The following is a 17,597-nucleotide window of genomic DNA, read 5'->3' on the forward strand; positions in this document are numbered from 1 at the left end:
CAACCGCAGCATGATCAACACAAGCTAAGTGGCATTGGGGCGGAGCCCCCAGGGGAAGCACGCAACAGGACTCGCCGCCCGCAACCCAACCACCCTCAAAGCCAGCGACCCTCAAAACCCCAGATGCGTCCCACCAAAACACCAGGTAGAACTGGTCTCAGCACCATCTCAGCAACCCGCCCCCAAGCTAGTAACCACAAGCCCTTGGAGGAGGGGACCAGATGAACAAGCGAAAGGTGACCCTGGCCGCAGCTGCGGCCGGTGTGCTCACCGGTGCGGCAGGCCTCAGCCTGCTGGCGATGCCAGCAGGTGCGGGCCAGCCCCCATCCCTACCGGACGTCTCTCCGGAATCACTCGTCGAGCAGGTCCTGACGAGCAAGCCGAGCGCGTTCGGCGGCACCGTGGAGGTCGACAACAAGCTCGGCCTGCCACAGATCTCGGAGATCCCACAGCTCGCGGACGGCAAGCACAACGCGAGGATCTGGACCGACGGCAACGGCAAGCTCCGGCTCGCCCTGCCGAACGGCCAGTCCGAGCAGACCATCGTGGACGACGGCACCACCACGTGGTCCTGGAACTCGCAGGACAACGAGGTGACGAAGTCCGAGCACAAGGCGGACCAGAAGCCTGACCAGCAGAACTCCGAGCAGAAGGCGATCGACCCGGCCACCGCGGCCAAGGAGATCGTCACCATGACCAAGGAGTTCAGCGACATCAGCGTCGACGGCACCGCGAGGGTCGCCAACCGTGCCGCGTACGAACTCGTCCTGACGCCGAAGGCCAGCGAGAAGACCCTGATCCGCGAGGTGCGGATCGCGGTCGACTCGGAGCTCAAGATGCCCTTGAGGGTCGCCGTGCTGACCAATGGCACCGCGGAGCCCGCGGCCACCGTCGGCTTCCGCGAGATCAACGTGGGCAAGCAGGACGACAAGTTGTTCCAGTTCACCCCGCCGGCAAACGCCAAGGTCACCACGCCGGAGGCCAAGGAGCAGCGGCAGCAGGGCAAGCCCGAGGTCGGCCTCGAGCAGGCGCTGCAGGGTGAGGACCCGCAGATCTTCGGCACCGGCTGGGACACCGTCGTCGGCGCCAGGATCCCGGCTGAGGCCATGACGAAGGTCCCGGCGGAGGCACAGGGCCTCGTCGACCGCTTCACCAAGAAGGTCAGCGGTAGCTGGGGCAGTGGCCAGCTGTTCAACACCAAGGTCGCCACGATCCTGATCGCGGACGACGGCCGTGTTGTCGCGGGCGCCGTGCCCGAGCAGGTCCTGTTCGACACGATCGGACAGGTGAAGTGACCACCTCGACCAGCGCGCCGGTGACAGCACCGACGAAATCCGCTGTCGCCGCGCGGACCAAGGGTCTGCGCAAGGAGTACGGGAGCACGGTCGCCGTGGACCGCGTCGACCTCGAGGTACCGGAGGGGGCTGTGCTCGGCATGCTCGGCCCGAACGGGTCGGGCAAGACGACCACGATCCGGATGCTGCTCGGGTTGGTCCGGCCCACACAGGGGGAGATCGAGCTGCTCGGCAAGCCGTTGCCAGACGGTGCCGAGCACGCGCTGCCGCACGTTGGCGCGCTGGTCGAGGGTCCGGGGTTCCACCCGTTCCTCAGCGGGCGGGAGAACCTCGTCAGGTGTGCCGCGTTCGAGCCGCTGCTGCCGAAGAAGCAGATCAAGCAGGCAGTGGAGGACGCGCTCGAACGCGTCGGGCTCGCCCAGGCGGCCCACCGCAGGTACCGGGGGTACTCGCTCGGCATGAAGCAACGTCTCGGCCTGGCCGCGGCGTTGCTCGTGCCGCGCAAGCTGGTCGTGCTCGACGAGCCGACCAACGGCCTCGACCCGGCGGGAACCCGGGAGATCCGCAAGATCATCGCCGAACTGCACGGCGCGGGCAGCACCGTCCTCGTCTCCAGCCACCTGCTGAGCGAGGTCGAGGCGACCTGCACGCACGTCGCGGTTCTGCACCGCGGAACCGTGGTGGCACAAGGAGAGTTGACCGAACTGCTGCAGGCGGGCGGTTCGGCGCTCCAGGTGATCACACCGGACGTCGAGACGGCGCTCAGCGCGTTGCGGCAGGCCAAGATCTCCGCACGACCGCTGGGTGACGGCCTGCGCGTCGAACTCGCGGGGACGAGCGCGCCTCAGGTGATCGAGACGCTCGTCAAGGCAGGCGCCCAGGTCTTCGAGGCGACGCGCTGGAAGACCGGGCTGGAAGAGCTGTTCGCACGGCTCACCGAGGCCGAGGAGGCCGAGCGCGGGATGTCCGCTGTGGACACGCTGGACGGGGGTTCGCGATGATCACGCGTCAGTTCGCGTCCGAGGTGCGCTGGATGCTGCGCAGGCCGCGGACCCTGATCGGGCTGTTCGGGCTGATCCTGGTGCCGATCATCATCAGCTTCGGCATCTGGACCGCGGGCGAGGGCGAGGGCGGGCCGGGTCTCGCCGCGATCCTGCAGGGCAACGGCATGGTCGTGCCCATCTTCACGTTGTTCCTGTCGCTCAACCTGTTGCTGCCGCTGGTGGCGTCGATCTGGGCGGCGGACGGGCTCGCGGGCGAGGCGCAGCACGGCACCTTGCGCGGGCTGCTGGTCGCACCGGTGTCACGGGTGCGGCTGCTGTTCGTGAAGCTGTTCGGGCTCGCCGCGATGTCGTTGCTCGCCGTCACGCTGATGGCGGTCGTGGGCATCATCGCCGGTACCGCGTTCCTCGGCACGGACGGCATGGTGACGCTGACCGGCACCACGCTCAGCACCGGTGAAGGCCTGCTGCGCATCGGCCTGTTCATCCTGTTGGTGACGTTCCAGATGGTGTCGATCGGCGCGGTCGCGCTCGCGGTGTCGGCCACCACCGAGCACCCGCTGGTGGTCCAGGCGGCGACGATGACGACGATCATCGTGTTCCAGGTGCTGGGGCAGTTCTCGTCGCTGGACTGGCTGCACCCGTTCCTGATCACGACGGGCTTCCCCGGCCTGGTCGACGTGATGCGGGACCCGATCCCGCCGGACCAGATCTGGAGCAGCACGCTGCTCGCCGGCTGCTACCTGCTGATCGGCACCGGCCTCGCCGCGATGCGCCTCATCACCAAGGACAGCTAACGGCGGAACCCGCCTTCGCTGTTGATCACCTGACCGGTGATCCACTCAGCGTCGTCGGTGCAGAGCCAGGAGATCAGCCGGGCGGCGTCGTCCGGCTGACCCCAGCGCTTCGCCGGCATCCGCTCGTTCACGAAGTCCGCGAGCTCCGGTCCGGCCCACCCCGTGTCGGTCGGGCCGGGGTTCACGGCGTTGACGGTGATGCCCCGGTCGGCCAGCTGGTGCGACAAGGTCGCCACCACAGCCGACAGCGCACCCTTTGAGGCCGCGTAGGCCACCTCACCAGGCATCGGACCGAGGTTCTGGCCGGAGGTCAGGAACACGATCCGCCCGCCGCTCTCCCCCTTCCACTGCTGCGCAAACGCTTGCGCCAACAGGATCGAAGACCGCGTGTTCACCGCGTAGTGCCCGTCGAGCATCGCCGCGTCCAGCTCGCCCAGAGCCCCGTCGAACCCGCTGCGCGCGTGGTTGCACACCAGTACGTCGACCCGCCGGTACGCCTCGACCACCGCGTTGATCAACGGTTCCGGCGCGTCCGGATCGGCCAGGTCGACTCCGGCGTGCTCGACCCGCCTGCCGAGGCCCGCGAGCACCTCGTCGATCGTGTCGGCGCCCCAGTCCTGCGCCGCGTCGTGCGGCACGTGGTGCTGCACGAACAGATCCGCACCCAGCGCCGCCAGCCTCGACGCGATCGCGTACCCGATGCCCTGCCGCCTGCTCACGCCCGTGACCAGCGCGACTCGTCCCCCCAGAGGTCCCATGGGGATCATTCCTAGCCGATGCGCGCGACTCCGTCGAGATCAATTGCCAGCCGCACCCGATCACCCACTGACACCGGTCCCACGGCCTCGTACTCCTCGCCGTCGATCTCCACGAGCAACCGCACGTGATCACGCCGGTGCACCCGTTCCAGGACGGTGCCCTCCAACGAACCGGACGGATCCACCCGCAACGCCGTAGCCCGCAACCCGACCCGTTCCGCGTCCAGTCCCACGAACGACCCCGGCACGAACTTGTTGCACCCCAGGAACTTCGCGGTCTCGACATCGACCGGCGACGACCACACCTCCGCCGGCGGGCCGACCTGGACGATCCGGCCGCGCGACATGATCGCCACCCGGTCGGCCAGCGTGAACGCCTCGTCGTGGTCGTGCGTCACGACCAGCGCGGTCGTGGCCGCCTCCCGCAGCAACCGCGCCAGGTCGACCGCGAGCTGCTCACGCAACGCCCGGTCCAGCGCCGACAACGGCTCGTCCAGCAACAACAACCGCGGCGAGGGAGCCAACGCCCGCGCCAACGCCACCCGCTGCTGCTCACCACCCGACAGCTGCGTCACCCGCCGCGAGGCATATCCGTCCAGCCCGACCAGTTCGAGCAGCGACAACACCCGCTTGTCGCGCTCTTCGCGATCCACTCGGCGCATCCGCAGCCCGAAAGCCACGTTCCCGGCCACCGACCGGTGCGGAAACAGCTGCCCGTCCTGGAAGACCAGCCCGAACTCCCGCCGGTGCACGGGAACACCGGCCAGATCGGCGGAATCCCAGCGGACCGAGCCGGAAGAAGGCTTCTCCAGCCCCGCGATCGTGCGCAACAGCGTCGACTTCCCGCACCCCGACGGCCCGAGCAGCGCGACCACCTCGCCGTCCGCCACCGAGAGCGACACGTCCGACACCGCCGCTGTCTGTCCATAACGGACGGTGATCGAGTCCAGTTCCAGCGCCATCAGAACTCCCCGCTGCTCGGCACGCGCAACCGCTCGATCAGCAGCACGCACCCGACCGTCACGACCATCAGCAGCGCGCACGCCGCGTAGGCCATCTGGCTGTTCAACTCACCGGGCCGCGACATCAGCCGCGCGATCACCACCGGCAACGTCGGCGCGTCCGGCCGCGCCAGGAAGCTCGTCGCCCCGAACTCCCCCAGCGCCACCACGTAGCCGAACCCGGCCGCCGCCACCAGCGACCGCCCGACCAGCGGCAGATCCACCTCACGCCACACGCGCAACGGCGAGGCGCCCAACGTCGCCGCGGCCTGCCTCAGTCGTTCGTCCACGGCCCGCAGCACCGGCAGCACCATCCGCACGATCAACGGCGTCACCACCAACGCCTGCGCCAACGGCACCAGCGACGGCGAAGTCCGGAAGTCGCCGGGCAACGCGTCCATCGTGACCAGGTACCCGAAGCCGACGGTCACCGCGGACACACCCAAAGGCAGCATCAACGCGGTGTCGAGCACCTCGGCGATCCGTGATCCCGACCGCCGCAACCCGACCAGCACGACGGCCGAGAACACCCCGACCACCAACGCCACCACGGTCGCGTCGAACGCCGTCCGCACCGAGTTCATGGCCGCGTCCAGACCGGTCACCGCCAACGTCCCGCGATCACCACGGGTGGCCAGCGCCGTGTACCCGGCGAAGCTCCAACCGTCCCGAGTGGACAGCGACCGCGTCACCAGCCCGACCACGGGCGTCAGCAACGCCGCCACGACCGCGAACGCGGCCAGAACGACGTACCACTCGCCACCGTACGGCCGTCGCGCCAGCTCTTCCCTGTCGCGCAACGACAACGCGGTCTCCCGCCGCCGCCGGGCCAGCGCACCCAGGACCAGTACCGCCAGCACAGCGAGGAACTGCAGCAACGACAGCGCCGCCGCCCCGGACAGGTCGAACAGCTCGACGGTCCGCAGGTAGATCTCGGTCTCCAGCGTCCGGTACCGCGACCCGCCCAGCACCAGCACGACGCCGAAGCTCGTGGCACAAAAGAGAAACACGACCGCCGCGGCCGACCCGATCGCCGGCGCCAACGCCGGCAACACGACCGACAGGAACGCCCGAGGCCGGGAAGCACCGAGAGCGCGAGCCGCGTCCTCAGCCCGCCGATCCGTGTGCGCCCACAGCCCGCCAACGGTCCGCGCGACCACGGCGACGTTGAAGAACGCGTTGGCCAGCACGATCGGCAGCACGCCGCCGTCCGGCCAGAACGTCCGGAACGCCAGGCCCACCACCACGGTCGGCAGCACGAACGGCACCATCACCGCGGCTCGCACGAAACCGAGCCCGCGAATCCGGCACCTCGCCAGCACGAACGCCACCGGCAGCCCGCAGAGGACCGCCACCACCGTCGAGGCGGCGGCCTGTCCCAGCGTGAACCCGACGAGCTCCCAGGTCTCCCCGGAGAAGACCACGTCGAGCACGCCGCCCTCGCGCAACCCCAAGGTCACGATGGCGAGGACGGGCCACGCGAAGAACAGGCCGAGGAAGGCCAGCGGCAGCAAGGCTGCCGCCGACCACCCGGAACGAGCCGAGATCAGGCCAGCACGAGTTCGCGCCGGCGCGGGCCGACCAGACCCGTCCGAGCCGTCAGGCCTGTCCGTCAGCCCTGCACGAGCTTGCGCCACTGCTCGACCCACGCTTCGCGGTTGTCCTTCACCTTGTCCGCGGGCAGCGTCTGCGGGTTCGGCGGCAACGGAGCGTCCTTGGCCCACGACTCGGGCAGCGCGACACCCTCACGCGACGGGTAGACGTACATCTGCTCGGCCACCTGGGCCTGGAACTTCTCGCTCAGCAGGAAGTCGAGGACCTTCTGCGCGTCGGCGGAGTTCTTGGCACCCGACAGCACACCCGCGTACTCGACCTGGCGGTAGCAGGTGCTCAGCACGGCCTTGGTCTTCCCGCCCTCCGCCGACGGCGACGAGGCGTAGGAGACGACGATCGGCCGGTCGCCCTTGGTGGCGGAGAACTCCTGGTTGTAGGCCTCTTCCCAGCCGCTCACGACCTTGACGCCGTTGGCCTTGAGCTTGGTCCAGTACTCCTGCCAGCCGTTCTCGCCGAACTTCGCGATCGTGCCGAGCAGGAACGCGAGCCCCGGCGAGGACGTGGCCGGGTTCTCCACGACCAGCTTGTCCTTGAACTTCGGGTCGACGAGGTCCTCGTACGAGGTCGGCTCGACCCCGCCGAGCTTCGCCGGGTCGATGTTCAGGCACACGTCGCCGACGTCGACGGCTTGCAGGCGATTCGAGTCATCGGCCTTGTACCGCTGAGCACCCTTCGAGGCCTCCGGCGAGGCGTACTCGGCGAACACCCCCTCGGCCAGCGCACGCGACGCGAACGTGGAGTCGACGCCGAACGCGACGTCGCCGATCGGGTTCGCCTTGGTGAGCACCAGCTTGTTCGTGAGCTCGCCGGCGTCACCGCTCGCGATCTGCTTCACGGTGATGCCGGTGGCCTTCTGGAACTCGTCCATCAGGCCTTCCTTGACGACGAACGAGTCGTGCGTCACCAAAGTGACCTCGTGCGTCTGCGGCGCGGTCGAAGTACCGGCCGAACAACCGGTCAACGCCAATGCGGCAGCGGCAACAGCAAAAATCCTTCTCACGCAAATCTCTCCCTACGCCGGTATGACCCGGATCAGGTGGACGGTCGAGGGCTTGCGAGCCCTCCTCTCAGCCCGGCGCTTCACCGGACTCCCGTGGCAAACGCGCAGCCTACGTGACGTGGTGGGACGATCAGGACATGGCCGAGCTGTTGAGCGACGATCAGTTGAACGACGTGCTGCCCAAACTGCCCGACTGGACCGCGCAGGACGCGGTCCTGGTCCGGACCGTGGAGCTGGCGAGCTTCCCGCAGGCGATCATGGTCGTGAACCGGATCGCGGAGATCGCGGAGAACGACAACCACCATCCGGACATCGACATCCGCTACAAGACCCTCACATTCCGCCTGAGCACCCACTACAAGGGAGGAATCACCGCACTCGACGTCTCTCTCGCCGAGGAAATCGACGGAGTCCTGGACGCGATGAGCTGATTCGGTCAAGATGTGCGCTGCCGCCGCCCGCGGAAATGAGAGGGAACACCCTCATGCGGTTGCGCACACCTGTTTTCGTCATGGCGCTGGCCGGCAGCCTTTTGATCGCACCCGCGGCTGCTCAAGCCGTGCCGTGTGCCGTGACGGACTCGATGATCAAGGCCAGCCAGGCGTGGCTCAACACGAGCAACGACCACAAGGCGAACAACTGGTCCAACGGGAACTTCCACACCGGCAACATCGCCCAGGTGCGAACGACCGGGATCAGCAACCACAAGACCTGGCCGTGGGTCAAGGCGAACAAGTTCCTGCTGCCGATCGACCCGGCGAACCCGTACGCACCGGATCCGCAGGCGAGCGGTGAGGCCTACCTGGCCGTCTCGTTCTTCCACCCGGAGCCAGAGGTGCTCCAGCCGCTGCGGGACAACCTGCGGGCCCAGGCGAAGACCGGGAAGTACGACTACTGGAAGTCACCGGACGCGCTGACCATGTCGCTGCCGTCGTTCACCGAGGTCTCCGTCCGCGACCTCGACCAGGACCTGCTCGACTACTCGTACCAGTCGTTCCGCAGCCTCAAGAAGCGGACGTTCAACGAGGTCACGGGCCTGTGGAGCCTGAACGTGCAGACGAACGGCTGGGCGGTGCAGGGCCTGGCCAAGGCGATCCTGATGCTGCCGAAGGACAACCCGTACCGCGCCGACTACGCCAAGACGCTGCGCAAGTCCGCCCAGACGCTGCGGTACCTGCAGCGCCACGACGGCTTCTGGGGCGCCACCGGCAAGGACTCGGCGGCCACCGCGATGATCACCTACGCGCTGGCGGCGGGCATCAACGCCGGCGTGCTCGACAAGGACACCTACCTGCCGCACGTGCGGAAGGGCTGGCAGGCGCTGCGGACCGCGCTGGACGCCAACGGCCTGCTCGGCTGGTCGGCGGCCCGCAACTCCTGGAAGCCCGCCTCAGCCGGCGACTCGAGTGGGTTCGCTACCGGCAGCTTCCTCATCGCCGGGCAGCAGGTCGTCCCTCTTACGCCGGGCTGCTAGGCCGATCGCGACCAGCGTGAGCATGCCCGCCGCCGGGTAGCCCCAGCCGAGCACCACGAAGTACCAGGGGCGCGGGAAGTCCCAGATGTTCGGCTGGGCCAGCAGCAGGAACGAGATCAGATAGCCGCCGGTCAGCAGCACCCAGAGACCGGCGGTGATATTGCACAGGAGGTGTCCGCCCTCGTAGATCAGCCACAGGAGGGCGGGCACCATCCACACCCAGTGGTGGCTCCACGAGATCGGCGAGACGAGCAGGCCGAGCATCTGCACGCTGATGATCAACGCCAGCGCGTCCTTGGTCTTGCTGACCGCGAACCACGTCAGCGCGGCGGCGACGAGCACGGCGGCGAGGTAGATCGGCCCGGTCTTCACGTCGTAGCCGAACGTGCGGCTCAACGCCCCGCGCATCGACTGGTTGATCGCGCTGCCGACCGGCCCGACCCGGCTCGCGTCACCGAGCAGCTGGAACCAGAACTTGTCCGACTGCGACGGTGAGATCACCCAGCCGATCCCGTACACCGCCACAAAAGCGACGAACGACCAGACAGCGGCCATCCACCGCCGTTGGATCAGGAAGTACAAACCGGAGATGGCGGGCGTCAGCTTGATGCCCGCGGTGAAACCCACGCCGGCGCCGCCGACCCAGTTGCGCGCGCTCGCGAGCGTGCCGATCAGGATCGCCGCCAGCACCAGGTTGATCTGGCCGTAGTTGAGCGTGGTGCGCACCGGCTCGATCCACAGCACCAGCGCGGTCCACATCATCGCGCGGCGCGGGTCCCGCAGCTTCAGCAACTTCAGGCTCGTGCGCACGATGTAGTAGAGGCAGCCCAGGCAGATTAGCTGCCAGACCCAGCGCGAGGCCTCCCACGGGATCCAGCTCATCGGCGTGAAGATCGCGGCCGCGAACGGCGGGTACGTGAACGGCAGCGGGAACACGTCCGCGTACTGGTCGAGCCGCCACTCGTACAGGTCGCCGGAGAACAGATGCGGCGATCCGTTGCGGTACACCAGCAGGTCGATCATGGTCATCTTCGCCTGGAAAGCGACCATGAGCAGGTGCCCGGCGACCGACAACGCGAGCAGCCACGGTGCTACGGAGAGCACACGCGCTTCCACAGCACGGAGTTTCACCCCGAAAACGTTACCCGAGGCAACGTTCGTGGGTACCCCGGCGTCATAACAACGGGAGAGATCGCAAGAGGGAGTTTTTCTGATCATGTCTGTTGATCTTGTAGTTGCCGCTGTCGCCGCTCTGGCCATGCTGGGGGTCGCGTTCGGAGTGTTCGCCGTTGCCGCTCGTTCCAAGGGCAGCGTCTGAAGCTGTTGTGAGACAAGCGAAAGGGGGAGCCTCCACTTGGGAGGCTCCCCCTTCGTCTTCCCTAAGATCGGAAAGGGCGCTGCAGGCGCGGTTTAGAAGTAGTGCGCCCGGCCACCGACCGGCTTGCCGACCGCGCCCAGGACGGCGAGGATCGCGCCGATCACCAGGAGCACCACGCCGATGGTCGTCAGGATGCTGATACCAGCCAGCCATCCGACGACGAGCAGAATCAGACCAAGGACGATCATGACACCTCCAGGTGGGGAATCCTTCTCTGGACTACCCCACAGAGGTCGGTACAAACCTCATCACGTCACGACAGTTCCCAGCACTTCCCTGACCAGCCGGGCCTGCACGCTGTCGCTGTCACCGAGAATCGCCTCCGCCTCCAGCACCGATGCCCTCGCCCGGTCCCGCTCACCGTGGTCGGCCAGGACCTTCGCCAGCAGCCCGAGCGTGTGCGCCAGGTCGTAGGTCGCGCGCATCACCCTCAGCAGCGCGATGGACTCCTCGTAGCGGGAGACGGCCTCGCCGGTCCTGCCGAGCTTCAGGTAGATCTCGGCGAGAGCCTCCAGATTGGCGCTGGCCAGCACTGAGGGGGCGAGCCCCGTCATCGCCCGATAGCGATCCCTGGCCCGTTCGCAGAACCGCAGCGCGGGTTCCTCCTGGCCCATCGCGTGGTATGCCGTGCCAAGAGCGGCCAGGTGGTGCGCCTGCTCGAAGTCGGGAAGGTCGTCGATCCTGGGTTGCACCCCGAGCAGCAGGTCCACCGCCTCCTGATGCCGCTGCTGGAACATGAACACCTGGGCGAGTCCCCGGCTGAGGTTCGACTCGGCGAGCACGTCTCCGAACCTGGTGTCCAGCTGCAACGCCGCTCGCAGGTGGAACTCCGCCGCAGGCAGCGCGCGGGTGGCGATGTAGACCCCGCCCAGGCCGCGGTGGAGCCGTGCCAGCCCCCAGTCGTCGCCCGCCCGTCGTGCCGCGTCGAGCCCACGCAGCTCCAGAGATTCGGCCACGGCCACGTGGCCTCGGCGCAGGAGGGCCGTGTGCATCGACAACACGAACCGCCACGCGAGGTCGTCCTGCCCCGTGTCGAGCGCCTGCGTCGCCAGCCTCAGCAGCACCTCGTGCTCGGCGATGAACCAGTCGTTCGCCGTGCCGTGGTCCGCGGCGGGCTCGACCAACGCGTGCTCGGCGGGCTCCGGGAACCCCGGCCAGGCCGGATTGCCCTGCAACCGTGCCCAGGCGTGTCTCGACGTGTGCAGGTAGTGGTCGAGCATGACGCGCACGGCCTCGTGCTGGTCCGGCAGCTCCGCAGCGCGTTCGGCGGCGTAGTCACGCAGCAGGTCGTGCAGCACGAACCTGCCGGTACGCGTCGTGGCCACCAGGCTCACCGTGACGAGCTCGGTCAGCGCCCGGCGCGCGGCGGCCGCCGGAAGGCGGGCGAGGCTCGCCGCGGCGGCCACCGTGAAGTCCGGCCCGGGATGCAGGCCGAGCAGCACGAACAGCCTGGCCGCGGCCTCGCTGACCGACCGCAGCGACCAGGAGAAGACCGCGCGGACGTCGGTCGCGGGGTCGTCGACGTCGAGCGCTTCGAGCCGTTCCTTCTCCAGCTCGTCGGCCAGCGCCGTGAGCGAGTCCCCGTAGGCGGCGCGGGCGGCCACGATGCCGAGCGCCAGCGGCAGTCCCGCACACCGTGCGACCAGGCGGGACACGGCCTCCGGCTCGGCCGCGATCCGGTCGGCGCCTGCCCGCTCGGTCAGCAGGCCGACCGCCTCCCGTTCGTCGAGCACGTCGAGAGCGACCGGGTGCGCGCCCTCGCTCGCCACCAGCCCCTGGAGCCGGTTGCGGCTGGTGATCAGCACCAGGTTCGCCGTGCCACCCGGCAACAGCGGACGCACCTGTTCGACGTCGCGGGCGTTGTCGAGCACCACCAGCACCCGGCGCTGCGCCAGTGCCGACCGGTACGCCGTGATGAGCCGGTCGTCGGACTTCGGGATCTGCTCGACACCGAGCGCCGTCAGGAAGTCGCGGGCCACCGCGAGCGGGTCGAGCGGGTCGGCACGGGTGTCGAAGCCGCGCAGGTCGGCGTACAGCTGGCCGTCCGGGAAGCGATCGGCCACTCGATTTGCCCACTGGAGCGCGAGCGCGGTCTTGCCGACACCACCGATGCCGTTGATCGCGGAGATCAGCACGGGTTCGCCTGGCCGCGTTCCGAGCGTCTCGGTCAGCCGTGCCAGCTCGTGCTCGCGGCCGACGAAGTGCGGATGGGCGGGCGGGAGCTGACGAGGCACGACCGCGGTCGCCGGCACCTCGTCCCGCAACACCTGCTCATGCGCCTCGCGCAGGCGCTGACCGGGGGCCGCGCCGAGTTCGTCGTCGAGGCGCTTGCGGATCTCCTGGAACACCGCGAGAGCCTCGGCCTGCTGGCCGGCGCGGTGCAGCGCGAGCATCAGCTGAGCCCAGAACACCTCCCGCAACGGGTGCTGCCGCACCAACGCGCGCAGCTCTGGCACGAGGACGTCGGTGACGCGGGCCAGGTCCTGGTCGATCCGCCGTTCCAGCGCGACGGCCTGTTCCTCCATCAGTCGCGGCACGTCTTCCCGGTGCAGCGACTCGGATTGGACGTTGGCCAGCGCCTTGCCGCGCCACAGCTCCAGCGCGGCGCGGTGCTCGCCCTTCGCGGTGAGCCGGCGGAAACGGGCCAGGTCGAGCTGATCGGGCGCGACCTCGGCCGAATAACCGCGCGACGACGTGCGCACGCAGTTGGCCGCGCCCAGCGACTGCCTGAGCCGTGCCACGACCATCTGCAACGTCTTGTGCGCCCGGTCGGGGGCGGGCGGCTCGCCGTCCCACACCTGGTCGACCAGCTCGTCGACCGGCACGAACTCGTTGGCCCGCAACAACAACGTGGCGAGCAGCACGCGCCCGCGCCCCGCAGGAACAGCGACAGGCTCGCTGTCTGCGAGCACCTCCAACGGCCCCAGAACGCGGTACTCGACGATCACACCGGCCGAGTCTAGGTGCGCACCGGCGCGCCACAGTCCCGGTAAGCCTCGACGGCCAGAGCTTCCGCCGCCGCGGCGCCTTCGTCGTCACCCGTGGCCCGGCGCACCTCCGCCAGAGCCTGGAGCGACTGCCCTTCCAGGTGGCGCTGGAGGGTTCGGCGGTGGGTGGCCACCGCCTCTTCCGCACACCGCAGCGCCTCCTCGGTCTCGCCCAACGCGAGGTGCACCAACCCGCGTTCCCTGAGTTCGTCTCCCGCGCCCAGGGCGTGGTCGCCGAGCCGGGCGCGCAGGTCGCTCAGGTGGTGCTCCGCTGCCTCGTGGTGACCGAGCTTGCGATGCGAACGCGCGACCGCCAGGTCCGCCGCGATCCGCTGGTGGACCATCGTCTCGCGGTCGGCGAGCTTGAGCTGCACGCGCGCGGCCGCCAACGCGTCTTCGTACGCACCGCAGTCGTCGAGCACCTCGGCCAGCGCGTTCCAGACCTCGAACTCCTCCTCGACGCCCACCCTCAGCCGCGTCTCCTCGAGAACGTCCACCATCAGGTCGAACGCCTCGTCGGTCTGGCCGAGCGCCAGCTTCGCCCGCACCGTGATGCTGGCCTCGAGCGTGTTCCTCCGCGGGTTGCCGAGTTCTGCCTGCAGCGCCAGGTACGCCTCGTCGTGCGCGATCACCTCCTGCAACCTGCCCAGCTCCATGTAGACGCTGACCAGGCAGACGTGCACGTGTCCCCGCAGGCCCGGCGAGCCGCTGAGTTCCAGCGCCCTGAGCAGTGAGCGCTCGGCGGCGAGGAGATCGGGCGCCTGGAACAGGATCGTGCCGATGTTGAGCAGGACCAGCGCCTGCCCCTCGACAAAACCTGTCTTCTCGTGGATCGCGAGCGCCTGCTGCTGGTGGTGCAGAGATGCCACCGAGTCACCCGCGATGCGGGTCAGCGCACCCAGGATGTTGTGCGACGACGCCTGAGCGGCCAGATCGCCCGTTCCGACGCTCAGATCGAGTGCCGTCTGCGTGAGCTGCTTCGCCTGGGCGAAGTCTCCCTGGCTGAAGCTGTAGACCGCCGTGCCGAGGTTCGCGGAGGCGATCAGGACGTGGTCGCCGGACTCGCGGGCGGCGCGGTCCCTGATCGCGCACAACGCCGACCAGCTCGTGTCGTCGCGGACCTCGTAGCAGTAGCCGGCGAGCACGGCGCCGAGCTCGCCGGCGGGCCAATGGTCGCCCCGGTCGGCCGCGACCACCATCGTCGAGACCAGGTTCTGGTACTCCGCCCTCAGCCACGCGAACGCCTCGTCCGACGTCTTCAGCACCACACCGGGCAGCTGGGTCGTCGCGGTGTTGAGCGGGAACCGGCGCTGGTCCGGGTACAGCAACTCGGCCGCGTCGTCGGCCATCCGCCGGTAGAAGTCGTACAACCGTGCGATGGCCTCGTCGGTCTCTTGGCTCGTGCACAGCTCACGCGCATACACCCGCAACAGGTCGTGCAGGGCGAAGCGGCTGCCGCGCTGTTCGACGAGGTGTACGCCGACGAGGTGGTTGAGCTCGCGGCGGGCGTTGGGCAGACCGGCGATCACGGCGGCGTCGTTGGCGGTGAAGTCCGCGCCGGGCAACAACCCCAGCCGGCGCAGCACCAGTCGTGCGTCCTCCGGCAGCGAGGAGTAGCTCTCGTCCAGGACCACGCTGACCGCGGCCGAGGGGTCGCCGGGCACCGCCAGCTCACCGAGCCTGTCGTCGTCGAGCTGCGCGACCTTGTCCGCGATGGTCGTCACGTCCTGCGTGCGCAGGTCCGCGGCCGCGATGCGCAAGGCCAGCGGCAGCCCTCCGCACAACCGCACCAGCGCCGCGGCCGCGTCCGCCTCAGCGCGCACCCGGTCCTCGCCGAGCACCCCTTCCAGCAGCCGGATGCCGCCGTCATCGCTCAACGTGGGCAGCCGCAGGAAGTCCGCGTCGTGCAGCGCCAGCCCCCGCAGGTCACCGCGGCTGGTGACGATCGCCATGGCGCCGCCTCCCGCGGGCAGCAACGGCCGCACCTGCTCGGCGTTCGCGGCGTTGTCCAGCACCAGCAACAACTTCCGGTCCGCGACCAGCGAGCGGTAGAGCGCCACCTGCTCGTCCAGGCCGACCGGCACGGAGTCGACACCGAGCCCCTTGAGAACGAGGGTCAGCGCTTCCTGCGGTGACATCGCCCGCACCGGGTCCTGCCCGCGCAGGTTCACGAAGATCTGCCCGTCGTCGAACCGATCCGCGATCCGGTGCGCCCAGTGCACGGCGAGAGAGGTCTTGCCCACCCCGCCGGTGCCCGCGATCACCAGCACCTTCGCACCGCTCGCGGCGAGCCGTTCGACGTCGCCCTCACGCCCGGCGAACGTGGCCAGATCCGGCGGCAACTGCCGTGGCGTGACGGACCTGTCCTTCTGCGCCGTGACCTCTCCGCGCAGGATCTGCTCGTGCAGGTCACGCAGCGCGGGCGCCGGGTCGATCCCCAGCTCGTCCGCCAGCATCTCGCTGACCTGCCGATACGCCGCGAGCGCGCCGGCCTGCTGGCCAGAGCGGTACAGCGCGAGCATGAGGTGGGCCCAGAAGCGGTCGCGCAGCGGATGCCTGCGGGTGAGGTCCTGCAGTTCCGGGACCAGCTCGACCGACCGCCCGAGCGCGAGGTCCGCCTCGATCCGCTTCTCCAGCGCGGCGAGCTGCTCCTCGACCAGCAGCGGCACCTCGTCGCGGTGCAGCGACTCCGAGACGACGTTGCCCAGCACCGGCCCGCGCCACAACGCCAGCGCCGTCCCGAACTCCTGCTGCTCGACCAGGGTGCGGAACCGCGCGAGGTCGAGTTGCTCAGGCTCGATCTCGGCCAGATACCCGCCGCGCTCGGTGCGCACGCAGTTCGCCGCACCCAGCGCCTGCCGCAACCGCATGACCACCGTCTGCAACGTCTTGTGCGCCCGGCCCAGCTCCGGCGGCGCGCCCTCCCACACCCGCTCGACCAACTCGTCCACCGACACGAACCGATTGGCTCGCAACAACAACATGGCGAGCAACACTCGTCCGCGCCCGGCCGGGACAGCCACCGGTTCGCCGTCGAGCAGTACCTCGAGCGGTCCCAGCACCCGGTACTCAACTCTCACAGTGAGGGAGTCTAGGTGCGCGACGTGAGACGCGCGGTCGACGCCGGGCCGTGGTTGATGCGAGCCTTCGACCCATGCAGGCAGTGAGCAGAACAGCGCTGTGGGTCGCCTCGATGCGCGCCGCCGAAGCCGCCCGCCCGGACCGGTTGCACGACGACCCGCTGGCCGCGGCCGTGGTGGCCGCCGCCGAGTCCATCCCAGCCGCTCCACCGGGCGCGGCGGAGTTCATGGCCGTCCGCACCCGCTTCTACGACGACTTCCTGCTGTCCTCCGGCGCCACGCAGGTGGTGGTGCTCGCCGCGGGCCTGGACGCCCGCGCGTTCCGCCTGAGCTGGCCCTCCGGCGTCCGCCTGTTCGAACTGGACCTGCCGGAACTCCTCGACTTCAAGGAGAGGCTGGTCACCGACACGGGCCTCACCACGACCTGCTCGCGCGTCGTCGTGCCCGTCGACCTGCGCACCGACTGGACCACCGCGCTGACGGCCGCCGGGTTCTCGGCCTCGTCGCCCACCGCGTGGATCGCCGAGGGCCTGCTGCAGTACCTGACCGAGGCGGACAGGAGGCGGCTGCTCGACACGATCTCGGCGCTGTCCGTGCCCGGCAGCCGGTTCGCGTTCGACCACATGGACACCTCGGCCGACGACCGCGAGTCGGTGGTCGACACGCTGGCCCGGATCCGCGACATGGGAGCGGAGTTCGTGGCGACCGTCGACGATCCGGCCCTGTGGCTCGCCGCGCACGGCTGGGCCGTCACGACGGATCGCGTGCCCGCGCTCGCTGTCACGTACGGGCGGCCGCTGCCGGACTTCATGGACCCGGCAGCGGCGAACGCGACCGCGCTGTGCACGGCAACCCTGCCCTTGGCGGGTCAGCCGCTACGTTGATCGGTATGACCGCGCTGCCGAACTGGATGCGGCCACCGCGCCCCGAGGGCTGGTTCGCACACGACCTGGACCGCCTGGCCTAGGCGCCACGCCACACCGAGTTGATCGACGGAACCCTCGTCTTCAGGCTGTGGCCACAGCGGCAGTGGCACAGTCGCATCGTCACAAGGCTCACTCTCACGCTGCTGAGCCAGGTACCGAGCGGCCGGGACGTCGAGCGCGAAATGACCATCCGGCTCGACGAACGGAACCGACCCGAACCCGACCTTCTGGTGTCCACAGCTACCTATGACAGGAACCGGACGTGGTTTGAGCCTGCAGACGTCCA

General features: G+C 69.2%; 15 protein-coding genes. 7 read left to right on the forward strand and 8 right to left on the reverse strand.

The genetic code is table 11. The features are described from left to right. The first annotated feature begins 221 nt into the window (after positions 1-221). Genes SK803_RS45690 through SK803_RS45700 form a run of 3 tightly spaced genes read left to right on the forward strand, consistent with a single transcriptional unit; the run spans position 222 to position 3,093 of the window. Positions 222-1,295, forward strand: a complete 1,074-nt coding sequence (locus SK803_RS45690; protein ID WP_319972526.1) for a LolA family protein — start codon at positions 222-224, stop codon at positions 1,293-1,295. Next, positions 1,292-2,296 (forward strand): ABC transporter ATP-binding protein, encoded by a 1,005-nt coding sequence (locus SK803_RS45695; protein ID WP_319972527.1) that lies wholly within the window; start codon positions 1,292-1,294, stop codon positions 2,294-2,296. Before SK803_RS45690 ends, SK803_RS45695 begins: the two co-directional genes overlap by 4 nt. Further along, the gene (locus SK803_RS45700; protein ID WP_319972528.1) at positions 2,293-3,093 is read left to right on the forward strand and encodes an ABC transporter permease; all 801 of its coding nucleotides are present in this window, start codon (positions 2,293-2,295) and stop codon (positions 3,091-3,093) included. Before SK803_RS45695 ends, SK803_RS45700 begins: the two co-directional genes overlap by 4 nt. Here the strand turns inward: SK803_RS45700 and SK803_RS45705 are convergent. The 4 genes from SK803_RS45705 to SK803_RS45720 all read right to left on the reverse strand — a co-directional run bounded on the left by SK803_RS45705 (position 3,090) and on the right by SK803_RS45720 (position 7,466). After that, positions 3,090-3,851, reverse strand: a complete 762-nt coding sequence (locus SK803_RS45705; RefSeq protein WP_319972529.1) for an SDR family oxidoreductase — start codon at positions 3,849-3,851, stop codon at positions 3,090-3,092. The genes SK803_RS45700 and SK803_RS45705 overlap by 4 nt on opposite strands. A gap of 11 nt (positions 3,852-3,862) precedes the next feature. Beyond that, the gene (locus SK803_RS45710) at positions 3,863-4,813 is read right to left on the reverse strand and encodes an ABC transporter ATP-binding protein (protein WP_319972530.1); all 951 of its coding nucleotides are present in this window, start codon (positions 4,811-4,813) and stop codon (positions 3,863-3,865) included. Continuing rightward, entirely contained in the window at positions 4,813-6,366 is a 1,554-nt protein-coding gene (locus tag SK803_RS45715; protein WP_319972531.1) for an ABC transporter permease, read from the reverse strand. The genes SK803_RS45710 and SK803_RS45715 overlap by 1 nt, the downstream gene beginning before the upstream one ends. Positions 6,367-6,464: 98 nt before the next feature. Beyond that, complete coding sequence (locus SK803_RS45720; protein ID WP_406601676.1) at positions 6,465-7,466, reverse strand: thiamine ABC transporter substrate-binding protein; 1,002 nt, start codon at positions 7,464-7,466, stop codon at positions 6,465-6,467. Positions 7,467-7,603: 137 nt separating this feature from the next. On the opposite strand from SK803_RS45720, the gene SK803_RS45725 reads away from it, so the two are divergent. Together SK803_RS45725 and SK803_RS45730 are read left to right on the forward strand one after the other, a co-directional pair. After that, complete coding sequence (locus SK803_RS45725; RefSeq protein WP_319972532.1) at positions 7,604-7,897, forward strand: 4a-hydroxytetrahydrobiopterin dehydratase; 294 nt, start codon at positions 7,604-7,606, stop codon at positions 7,895-7,897. Between the two features lie 59 nt (positions 7,898-7,956). Continuing rightward, complete coding sequence (locus SK803_RS45730; RefSeq protein WP_319972533.1) at positions 7,957-8,940, forward strand: glycoside hydrolase family 88 protein; 984 nt, start codon at positions 7,957-7,959, stop codon at positions 8,938-8,940. On the opposite strand, the gene SK803_RS45735 is transcribed toward SK803_RS45730, so the two are convergent. From SK803_RS45735 to SK803_RS45750, 4 genes are all read right to left on the reverse strand, one after another. Continuing rightward, positions 8,857-10,071 (reverse strand): mannosyltransferase, encoded by a 1,215-nt coding sequence (locus SK803_RS45735; RefSeq protein WP_319972534.1) that lies wholly within the window; start codon positions 10,069-10,071, stop codon positions 8,857-8,859. The two genes, SK803_RS45730 and SK803_RS45735, sit on opposite strands and share 84 nt — an antisense overlap. Positions 10,072-10,350: 279 nt before the next feature. Beyond that, positions 10,351-10,506 (reverse strand): DUF6131 family protein, encoded by a 156-nt coding sequence (locus SK803_RS45740; RefSeq protein ID WP_086662791.1) that lies wholly within the window; start codon positions 10,504-10,506, stop codon positions 10,351-10,353. Between the two features lie 60 nt (positions 10,507-10,566). Continuing rightward, positions 10,567-13,266: an AfsR/SARP family transcriptional regulator gene (locus tag SK803_RS45745; protein WP_319972535.1), complete on the reverse strand. Its 2,700-nt coding sequence runs from the start codon at positions 13,264-13,266 to the stop codon at positions 10,567-10,569. An 11-nt stretch (positions 13,267-13,277) separates the two neighbouring features. Further along, positions 13,278-16,385, reverse strand: a complete 3,108-nt coding sequence (locus SK803_RS45750; RefSeq protein ID WP_319972536.1) for an AfsR/SARP family transcriptional regulator — start codon at positions 16,383-16,385, stop codon at positions 13,278-13,280. A gap of 74 nt (positions 16,386-16,459) precedes the next feature. On the opposite strand from SK803_RS45750, the gene SK803_RS45755 reads away from it, so the two are divergent. Continuing rightward, positions 16,460-17,269: an SAM-dependent methyltransferase gene (locus SK803_RS45755; RefSeq protein ID WP_319972537.1), complete on the forward strand. Its 810-nt coding sequence runs from the start codon at positions 16,460-16,462 to the stop codon at positions 17,267-17,269. Between the two features lie 101 nt (positions 17,270-17,370). Then, positions 17,371-17,597: Uma2 family endonuclease (locus SK803_RS45760; RefSeq protein WP_319972538.1), on the forward strand; the 227-nt coding region annotated here is incomplete at its 3' end.

Origin of the sequence: Lentzea miocenica (assembly GCF_033949945.1) — a bacterium.
GTDB lineage: Bacteria > Actinomycetota > Actinomycetes > Mycobacteriales > Pseudonocardiaceae > Lentzea > Lentzea miocenica.

Bases quoted from the DNA above. Each gene is read 5' to 3' on its own strand.
- SK803_RS45700 (WP_319972528.1), top strand. From the start codon at position 2,293: ATGATCACGCGTCAGTTCGCGTCCGAGGTGCGCTGGATGCTGCGCAGG.
- SK803_RS45755 (WP_319972537.1), top strand. From the start codon at position 16,460: ATGCAGGCAGTGAGCAGAACAGCGCTGTGGGTCGCCTCGATGCGCGCC.
- SK803_RS45725 (WP_319972532.1), top strand. From the start codon at position 7,604: ATGGCCGAGCTGTTGAGCGACGATCAGTTGAACGACGTGCTGCCCAAA.
- SK803_RS45705 (WP_319972529.1), bottom strand. From the start codon at position 3,851: ATGGGACCTCTGGGGGGACGAGTCGCGCTGGTCACGGGCGTGAGCAGG.
- SK803_RS45690 (WP_319972526.1), top strand. From the start codon at position 222: ATGAACAAGCGAAAGGTGACCCTGGCCGCAGCTGCGGCCGGTGTGCTC.
- SK803_RS45710 (WP_319972530.1), bottom strand. From the start codon at position 4,813: ATGGCGCTGGAACTGGACTCGATCACCGTCCGTTATGGACAGACAGCG.
- SK803_RS45740 (WP_086662791.1), bottom strand. From the start codon at position 10,506: ATGATCGTCCTTGGTCTGATTCTGCTCGTCGTCGGATGGCTGGCTGGT.